The 8,787-nt window shown below is 64.5% G+C and carries 7 protein-coding genes and 1 pseudogene; 3 read left to right on the top strand and 5 right to left on the bottom strand.

The features are described from left to right. Positions 1–8 precede the first annotated feature (8 nt). Together EN994_RS08520 and EN994_RS08525 are read left to right on the top strand one after the other, a co-directional pair. A complete protein-coding gene (locus EN994_RS08520) occupies positions 9–965 on the top strand; it encodes a TAXI family TRAP transporter solute-binding subunit (RefSeq protein ID WP_127232111.1) in 957 nt (318 codons plus the stop codon). Positions 966–1,051: 86 nt separating this feature from the next. Next, positions 1,052–3,109, top strand: coding sequence for a TRAP transporter permease (locus EN994_RS08525; protein ID WP_063168621.1), 2,058 nt, complete (start codon positions 1,052–1,054; stop codon positions 3,107–3,109). Positions 3,110–3,415: 306 nt separating this feature from the next. On the opposite strand, the gene EN994_RS08530 is transcribed toward EN994_RS08525, so the two are convergent. The 5 genes from EN994_RS08530 to EN994_RS08550 form a co-directional block, all read right to left on the bottom strand. After that, complete coding sequence (locus EN994_RS08530; RefSeq protein WP_024501711.1) at positions 3,416–3,661, bottom strand: MoaD/ThiS family protein; 246 nt, start codon at positions 3,659–3,661, stop codon at positions 3,416–3,418. Continuing rightward, a complete protein-coding gene (locus tag EN994_RS08535) occupies positions 3,649–5,919 on the bottom strand; it encodes a xanthine dehydrogenase family protein molybdopterin-binding subunit (RefSeq protein ID WP_063168620.1) in 2,271 nt (756 codons plus the stop codon). The genes EN994_RS08530 and EN994_RS08535 overlap by 13 nt, the downstream gene beginning before the upstream one ends. A gap of 1 nt (position 5,920) precedes the next feature. Further along, positions 5,921–6,397, bottom strand: coding sequence for a (2Fe-2S)-binding protein (locus EN994_RS08540; protein ID WP_013530647.1), 477 nt, complete (start codon positions 6,395–6,397; stop codon positions 5,921–5,923). Continuing rightward, entirely contained in the window at positions 6,397–7,257 is an 861-nt protein-coding gene (locus tag EN994_RS08545; protein ID WP_063168619.1) for a xanthine dehydrogenase family protein subunit M, read from the bottom strand. Before EN994_RS08545 ends, EN994_RS08540 begins: the two co-directional genes overlap by 1 nt. 230 nt (positions 7,258–7,487) lie before the next feature. Next, entirely contained in the window at positions 7,488–8,465 is a 978-nt protein-coding gene (locus EN994_RS08550; RefSeq protein WP_063168618.1) for a GlxA family transcriptional regulator, read from the bottom strand. A 72-nt stretch (positions 8,466–8,537) separates the two neighbouring features. On the opposite strand from EN994_RS08550, the pseudogene EN994_RS35980 reads away from it, so the two are divergent. Further along, positions 8,538–8,654, top strand: a pseudogene (locus EN994_RS35980) (transcriptional regulator); the annotation flags it as partial. Positions 8,655–8,787 lie beyond the last annotated feature (133 nt).

Below are 8,787 nucleotides of genomic sequence, written 5' to 3' on the forward strand. Positions count from 1 at the left end.
CCTTTTCCATAGGCGCGGGCGCTCTGGCTTTGGCTGCGGCCGGATTTTCGCCGGCACGCGCGCAGCAGGCGTTTTTCCGCATCGGCACGGGCGGAACGTCCGGTACCTACTATCCGGTGGGCGGCCTGATCGCCAACGCCATCTCGGCAACCGGGGCGGCCGGCGTCGAAGGCTTGGTCGCCACCGCCACGTCCTCCAACGGTTCGGTGGCCAACATCAGCGCCATCCAGTCGGGCGCGTCCGAATCGGGCTTCACGCAATCCGACGTCGCCTACTGGGCGCATTCGGGCACCGGCCTCTATGAGGGCAAGCCCAAGGTTGACGACCTGCGCCTCATCGCGACGCTTTATCCCGAGACGATCCATTTGGTCGCGCGTGCCGACGCCGGCATTAAGTCGGTGGCGGATCTCAAGGGCAAACGCGTCTCTCTTGACGAGCCGGGCTCCGGCACCATCGTCGATGCGCGACTTGTGCTTGGCGCTTACGGTCTGGCTGAAAAGGACGTGCAGCCCGAATATCTCAAGCCTGGCCCGGCCGGAGAGCGGCTGCAGGATGGCGCCATGGACGCTTATTTCTTCGTCGGTGGTTATCCGACCGGCGCAATCGTTGAGCTTGCCACCACCAACAACATCACGCTGGTGCCGATCACCGGCCCCGAGGCCGACAAGCTGCTGTCCGAGCAGAAGTTCTTCTCCACCGATACCGTGCCGGAAGGCACCTACAAAAATGTCGGCGAAACCAAGACCATTTCCGTCGCCGCTCAATGGGTGACCAGCGCCAAGCAGACCGACGACCTCGTCTACAAGATCGTCAAGTCGCTTTACAGCGACGAAACCCAAAAGGCCCTGCAGGCAGGCCACGCCAAGGGCAAGCTGATCACGCTCCAGAACGCGGTTACCAGCGCTGGCATTCCGTTTCATCCCGGCGCAGAGAAATTCTACAAGGAAGTCGGCACCCTGAAATAAGAGGCATTTGGACCGGCTGACAACAACGAGGCGGAAGGGATGCTTTCCGCCTCTTTTGTCTGGAAATTCAGGACACGGAACCGGCCATGAGCGATGACGACAAGATCAAGCTTTCCGCAATGGAGTTCGATGAGGAGAGCGCTCGCGAACTGGAGGAGAAATTCGACTCCGAAATCCGCTTCCGGCCACTGACCCGTGTCGCGGGCTGGCTGGTCGGCTTCCTCCTGGTGGCGCTGTCACTGTTTCACTACTACACCGCCGGTTTCGGCCTGCTGCAGGAAATGCTGCACCGGGGCATCCACCTGTCGATGGTGCTGGCGCTGATCTTCCTCGTCTTCCCGCTGGTGAAGAAAAGCTACGACCAGCCCGCGCGGTCCAGCCTCCTGCGGCCGCTCGGCATACCCCTTTTCGACTGGCTGCTGGCGATCGCTGCGGTCGTCGTCGTCATGCACGTGCCTATGATCCCGCTCGACGACCTTGCCTTCCGCGTCGGCAATCCCACGGCGCTCGACGTGGTGTTCGGCCTTATCCTCATCCTGCTTCTGCTGGAGGCGACGCGCCGCTCCGTCGGCATCCCGCTGCCCATCATCGCCGTCGTCTTCATGGCCTACGCGCTGTTGGGGCGGTACATGCCGAGCATTCTGGTGCACCCCGGCGCGTCCGTCTCCCAGCTCATCGATCACCTTTATCTGACGACGCAGGGCATCTACGGCATCGCGCTCGGCGTCGTCGCCACCTACGTCTTCCACTTCGTGTTGTTCGGCGTCTTCGCCACCCGCATTGGCCTCGGCCAGCTCTTCCTCGACTGTGCGGCGTGGGTCGCCGGCCGCTACGCCGGGGGTCCCGCCAAGGTGTCGATCTTCGGCTCGGCGCTGTTCGGCATGATTTCCGGCTCGTCGGTCGCCAACACCGTTACCGTCGGCTCGCTGACCATCCCGGCGATGATCAAGCTCGGCTACAAGAAACATTTCGCCGCAGCGGTGGAAGCGGCGTCCTCGACCGGCGGTCAGGTGACGCCGCCGATCATGGGCGCAGCGGCCTTCCTGATGATCGAATTTCTCGAACTGCCCTACACGACCATCATCCTTGCCGCCATCGTGCCCGCCTTCATGCACTTCTTTGGCGTGTTCATGCAGGTGCATTTCGAGGCCAAGCGAACCGGCCTCAGGGGGCTCAGGCCGGACGAGATGCCCGATGTCGTCGAGGCGCTGAAGCGGGACTGGCCGACGATCATCCCGCTCGTCGTTCTTATCGGCGTGCTGCTCTCGGGCTACACGCCCTACATGGCCGCCTTCTGGGGCATCACCTTGTGTATTCTCGTCGGCTTGCTCAATCCGCGCCGGCGCATGTCGGTCGCCGACATCGTGACGTGTCTGCGCGACGGCGCCAAATATGCGCTCGCAGTCGGAGCCGCTGCCGCAACCGTCGGCATCGTCGTGGGCGTCGTCACCCTGACCGGAGTGGGCTTCAAGCTGTCCTACATCGTCACATCGACGGCCGGACACCTTTCCCTTCTCTTCGGCACCTTCATCCCCGAGGCGATCTTCTCGGCCCAGGGCCTGACCCTATTGTTCACCTTGATCATGACTGGCGTCGTCTGCATCCTGATGGGCTGCGGCATCCCGACGACCGCGAACTACATCATTATGGTGACGATCGCGGCGCCGGCGCTTGTCATGCTCGGCACCGAGCCGATCGTCGCTCACTTCTTCGTGTTCTATTACGGAGTGCTGGCGGACATCACGCCACCGGTGGCGCTGGCGGCGTACGCCGCCGCTGGCATGGCGGGGGCGGACCCGTTCAAGACCGGCAACACCGCCTTCCGGCTGGGGATGGGTAAGGCACTGGTTCCTTTCGTGTTCGTCTTCTCACCGTCCCTGCTGCTGGTGACGAAGGATTTCACCTGGCCGAACTTCTTCCTCGCCTTTTTCGGCTGCGTGCTGGGCATCACCTGCCTGGGCGCCGCGCTATCGCGCTATCTTCTGGTGCGCACACGCCCATGGGAAAACGTGCTGCTCGTGTTCGCCGCCCTGCTTCTGGTGGCACCCGAACTCTATTCCTCGCTACTCGGCGTGGCGCTTTTGGTCCCGGTCCTGCTGCGCCATTGGAACGCACGCCACACTGAAGAGGCGCAACCAGTCTGATCAGCGCCGCTCCAACGCAATCCTTCCCGGGGTTTTCGACGTCGCGCATATGCGGTGGGCGGACGGAAAGATGAGAGGGCCGACCATCGAGTCCATGACATTCCGCTGCGGGTTCTCGGCGCCGAGCGAGCTTCAGCCTAGTCGCGAAGATGTCCGCTCGTGAGAAGAGGCGATGAGCCGTGGCGATGACCGGCATGGGGCGCAAATCAGACCCTCCTCCCGGTCGAATCCAACAGCGGTTTTTGGCCTTCTTAGAATTACGGGAATTACGGTGACAGTGCACCTTTTACCCTGCCATGTGTCCGCCTATCCCCCCGCCAATCGCGGCAGCAGAAAAATCTCCGCCCCCTCCGGCAGCTTCTTCGACCACGTATCGCGATAGATCGTCCCGTCGATCGCAACGGCGATGCCCTTGTCGATCAAGGGCTCGAGGCCGGGATACTGTTCAGCCAGCTTCCTGAACAGCTCCCTTATGTCCTTGGCCTCGATCTCGACCTTGCTGTTGCCTCCGGCGGTCGCGGCGAGCGAGCCCCAGAGCGTTACTTCGACCATTCCCGTTCCGCCTCGATCGCGGCAAGGATGCGCGGCGGCGACATCGGGATGTGCGTCATGCGCACGCCCGCGGCATTCGACACCGCATTGGCGATCGCCGCCAGCGGCGGCACGATCGACGTCTCGCCGACGCCGCGCACCCCGTAAGGGTGGTTGGGGTTGGGGATTTCGAGGATCTGGGTGTCGATCATCGGCAGGTCCGAGCAGACCGGGATGCGGTAATCGAGGAAGCCGGCGTTCTGCAGCCGCCCGTCCTTGCCGTAGATATACTCCTCGTTGAGCGCCCAGCCGATGCCTTGCGCGGCACCACCCTGGTATTGGCCCTCGACATAGGTCGGGTGCACCGCCTTGCCGGCATCCTGCACGACCGTGTAGCGGATGACCCTGGCGGCGCCGGTATCGGGATCGACCTCGATATCGCAGATATGGGTGGCGAAGGAGACGCCGGCGCCATCGGCGACGAGCTCGCTGTGGCCGGCGATCGGCCCGCCGGTCTTGCCCGACTCGACCGCGATCTCCTTCAGCGACAGCTTGCCGAGATTGCCGTGCTTCTCGCCCTTGGCGATCGCGTGGCCCTTCTCCCAGACCACGTCGTCGACGGCAATGTCCCACATCTGCGCGGCGCGCTCGCGCAGGATCTTGATCGCATTGCGGGCGGCCGAGATCGTTGCCATGGAAGACGAGAAGGTGCCGCGGCTGCCGTCCGTCATGTCGTTGTAGCCGAGGCTGGACGTGTCGGCGACGATCGCCTTGACCTGGGAATAGTCGATGCCGAGTTCCTCCGCCGCCACCAGCGACAGCGACGCGCGCGAACCACCGACGTCGACCGTGCCGACGGCAAGCGAGACCGAGCCGTCCATGCCGATGTTGAGGTCGGTGCAGGTCTGGCCGCCGAAGTTGAACCAGAAGCCGCAAGCCATGCCGCGGCCCTGGTTCTTGCCCAGCGGCGCCTTCATGTGCGGATGGCTCTTCACCGCCTCGAGCGTCGGGCCGATGCCGATCGGGCCGTAGACCGGACCGTAGGAGGACCGTGTGCCTTCCTGCGCGGCGTTTTTGATCCGGAAGTCGACCGGGTCCATGCCGATCTTCTTGGCCAGCTCGTCGACGGCGCTTTCCACCGCGAAGGCTGCCATGGGTGCGGAAGGCGCGCGATAGGCCGCGGTCTTCGGCCGGTTGACCAGCACTTCGTAGCCGACCGTCTTGACGTTATCGAGCTTGTAGCAGGCGAACGCGGTCATGGCGCCGATCTCGGCCCAGGAGCCGGCATACGGGCCGCAGCTGTAGCGCAGCGTCGCTTCGGCGGCGGTGATGGTGCCGTCCTTGCGGGCGCCGATCTTGACGTCGATCGAGGTGGCGCTGGTCGGGCCCGAGGCGCGGAACACCTCGTCGCGGGTCATCACCAGCTTCACCGGCCGTCCTGCCTTGCGCGACAGCGCCAGCGCCACCGGCTCGGCCCAGACATGGGTCTTGCCGCCAAAACCGCCGCCGATCTCCGAGGAGGTGACGCGCAGTTTCGAGGCTTCCATGCCAAGCAGCTGGGCGCAGTGCTGGCGGTAGACGAAATGGCCCTGCGTGCACACCCAGAGGTCGGCGGTGCCGTCGGAGCTGAAATTCGCCACGCAGGCATGCGGCTCGATATAGCCCTGGTGCGTCTGCTCGGTCTTGAAGGAGCGCTCGACGATGAAGTCGGCGTGCCCGAAACCCTGATGGACATCGCCATGGCCAAACTGGCTGCGCTTGGTGACGTTGGAGGGTTTTACCGGCTTTTCCTCAAGGCCCTCGGTGAAGATGGCATCATTGATCAAGGGCGCCGTGTGCTTCGCCGCCTCGTCGACATCGGTGACGTGCGACAAAAGCTCGTACTCGATCTCGATGAGCTTCAGCGCCTGCCTGGCGGTGCGGGCGTCGATCGCGGCGACCGCGGCCACCGCGTGGCCGTCATAGAGCGCCTTCGTGCGCGCCATGCAATTGTCGAGGACGTCGTACATGGCGGCATCGCCATCGGTGAGGTCGGGCAGGTCGGCCGCGGTGATCACCGCCTTGACGCCGGCGAGCTTTTCCGCTTTCGACGTGTCGATCTTGACGATCCTGGCGTGGGCGTGCGGGCTTCTCAGAACGCGCCCGACCAGCTGGCCGGCCATGTTGAAGTCGGCGCCGTAGCGCGCGCGGCCCGTCACCTTGTCGATGCCGTCGGGACGGATCGGACGTGTGCCGACGGAGGCGAATTTACGTCCGGAAAAACGTGGATCGAAATTCATCTCAGGCTCCCTTCATCACGATGGCCGCATCCTGGACGGCGCGCACGATCTTGTCGTAACCGGTGCAGCGGCAGAGGTTCCCGGCAAGGCCGAAGCGGATTTCCTCCTCGGTCGGGTCGGGGTTCTTGGCCAGGAGGTCCTTGGCCGCGATCAGGAAGCCCGGAGTGCAGATGCCGCATTGCAATGCGGCGTGCTCGAGGAATTTCTGCTGCAGCGGGTGCAGCGTATCGCCATGCGCCATGCCCTCGATGGTCTCGACGCGACGGCCTTCAGCCTCGGCGCCGAGCACCAGGCATGAGCACACCAACCGGTCATCGAGGATGATCGAGCAGGCGCCGCAGTCGCCGGTGCCGCAGCCTTCCTTGGCGCCCGTCAGCCCCAGCCGATCGCGCAGGACGTCGAGCAGCGTCTCGTCGGGCTGGCACAGATACTCGACAGCATCGCCGTTGATTGTCGTTGAAACTGCAATTCCAGCCATCATTTGCCTCCTGCACGTGCATAGGCTGATGTGGCGGCCCGCTGGGCCAGCACACCCGCAACTTTTCGTCTGAATTCGATAGTGCCGCGCTTGTCGTCGATGGGACGACAGGCCCCCGCGCAGACCTTGGCGAGCCGCTCCAGCGTCGCCTCTTCCAGCCTGGAGCCGACGAGCACCTCCGCGGCCTCTTCGACCAGAAGCACCGTCGCCGCCACGGCGCCCAGCGCCACGCGGGCCGATTTGACGACACCGTGCTCGTCGAGCGTCAGGTTCACCCCGGCGCTGACCACCGCGATGTCCATCTCGGTGCGTGGAATGAAACGCAGATAGGCATCGCCAGACCGCGGCTCGCGCTTGTCGAGCAGGATCGCCTCGATGATCTCGCCTTTGGCCAGCGACGTCTTGCCCGGCGCGGTCGGCACGCTCTGCACGGGGATCGTGCGCCGGCCCGCCGGCCCGACGACCACTGCCCTGGCGCCGGCGGCAACCAGCGCCGGCACGCTGTCGGCGGCCGGCGATGCGTTGCAGAGATTGCCCACGATGGTGCAGCGGCCCTGCACCTGCTTGGAGCCGATCAGCTTGGCCGCCTCGACGACACCAGGCCATGCCTTCTTGAGGGCGGTGTTCTCTCCCAGGACGGCGCAAGGGACCGCGGCGCCGATGCTGAAGCCTTCAGCCGTTTCCCGGATCTCGCTCAAGCCATCGATCGCCTTGATGTCGACGATCAACTCTGGTTCGGCAAAGCCGCCCTTCATCCTGACCAGGAGGTCGCTGCCTCCGGCGAGGATGGCGGCCGTACCAGCCGACCCGGCCAACTGGCCAACGGCATCTTCTATTGAAAGCGGACGTATGTAGCGCATCGTCTCCCCTTGGTCATCGCGATTTCAGCGACCGTTATAAACAGTCTCCTCATAATGGCTATCCGGTTCGTCGTCTGCGGCGATTGGGCCAGGCGCCGCAATATCCAGTCCAACAGGCCGAAAGTGGCGCACTGAATGGCAGCAACCGGCTTTGGAATGATTTTCGTGAAACTTCGGTCTGGATCAAGTGCGCTCATTCGGTTTTGTCCGCTTTTGGACCGGAACGGCGTTTAAGCCGGCAGAGCCGCTGCTTGGCTGCCCCACTGAAGCCCCCTGTGTTCGGCGGCCGTCCGAAACGCCTGCGGCGGCTGGCCAAGGGTACGCAGGAAGGCACGCCGCATGCGTCCGGGATCGCCAAAACCGGCGGCTTCGGCGATGCGCTCAAGCGGGAGATGGCTGGTCTCGATCGCCGTGCGGGCCGTATCGAGGCGCATGCGCTCTACCGCCTTTGCCGGCGTGACGCCGGTCTCGGACGTGAAGGCGCGGGCGAAGTTGCGGGGACTCATGGCCGCGTGATCGGCCAGGCATTCGACGGTCAGCGGTTCGGCCAGGTTTGCCCGCACCCACTCGATCAGCGCGGCGAAGCGGCCGGTTCGCCCGCCCAGTTCGACGAAGGCCGAGAATTGCGACTGGCCGCCCGGCCGGCGCTGGTGCATGACTATCTGCTGTGCGGTGCGGCGCGCCACTTCAGCGCCAAGGTCATCTTCGACGAGGGCAAGCGCCAGGTCTATTCCGGCCGAGATGCCGGCCGACGTCCAGATGTCGCCATCCCTGATGAAAATACGCTCGGCATCCAGCCTGACCTTCGGGTAGCGGCGGTGGAAGTCGTGACTGCTGGCCCAGTGCGTGGTGGCGCGGCGGCCGTCGAGCAATCCCGCCCGTGCCAGCAGGTACGCGCCGGTGCAGACGCTGGTGGTGCGCCGCGCCGGCACGCGCCTCAACCAGGCGACGATCTCGTCCATCGCCTCGATGGAACGGATGATTTCGCCGCCCGATACGATGACGGTGTCGAAAGGGCCGTCGCGCAGAGGTCTGGTGAGAAGCTTCAGGCCAGAGGAGCTTTCAACGTCGCCGCCGCCGGGCGACAGCAAAACCAACTCATAGCTGTCCGGGCGGCAGCGCTCCGCAATCTCGAAGACGGTTGTCGGCCCGGCCGCATCCAGAAGCTGGAAACCGGGGTGAACGACGACGGCAACGTGCCTGCGCATGGCAGTATTCGCCCGATTTATGTCATTTCGGACGAAACCTAACGCCGGTAGCCTCGTCGTCAAGCCATCTGGAGACCGGCAAAAGTCCTGGACGAAACGCTGCGCGCCATCGCTGCCCGCCATGGTGCCCGCACGGCAGACCTCGTCGCCATGCAACTCGAATATCCCCGGCCACGCGCATCGCCGTGACGTCGCGAAGTCGACGGGCATCTGGCCGGCTCGGGGGGACTTTTCACGGCAAGGGAGTGACTGATGAAAGCATTGATCGCCGGGGCCGGTATCGGCGGCCTCACCACTGCTCTGTTCCTGCATGAGGCAGGCC

It is taken from the genome of Mesorhizobium sp. M7A.F.Ca.CA.002.09.1.1 (assembly GCF_003998555.1).
Lineage (GTDB): Bacteria > Pseudomonadota > Alphaproteobacteria > Rhizobiales > Rhizobiaceae > Mesorhizobium > Mesorhizobium ciceri.

Coding starts and splice junctions, on each gene's coding strand:
- EN994_RS08525 (WP_063168621.1), top strand. CDS start 1,052: ATGAGCGATGACGACAAGATCAAGCTTTCCGCAATGGAGTTCGATGAG.
- EN994_RS08540 (WP_013530647.1), bottom strand. CDS start 6,397: ATGGCTGGAATTGCAGTTTCAACGACAATCAACGGCGATGCTGTCGAG.
- EN994_RS08535 (WP_063168620.1), bottom strand. CDS start 5,919: ATGAATTTCGATCCACGTTTTTCCGGACGTAAATTCGCCTCCGTCGGC.
- EN994_RS08530 (WP_024501711.1), bottom strand. CDS start 3,661: ATGGTCGAAGTAACGCTCTGGGGCTCGCTCGCCGCGACCGCCGGAGGC.
- EN994_RS08550 (WP_063168618.1), bottom strand. CDS start 8,465: ATGCGCAGGCACGTTGCCGTCGTCGTTCACCCCGGTTTCCAGCTTCTG.
- EN994_RS08545 (WP_063168619.1), bottom strand. CDS start 7,257: ATGCGCTACATACGTCCGCTTTCAATAGAAGATGCCGTTGGCCAGTTG.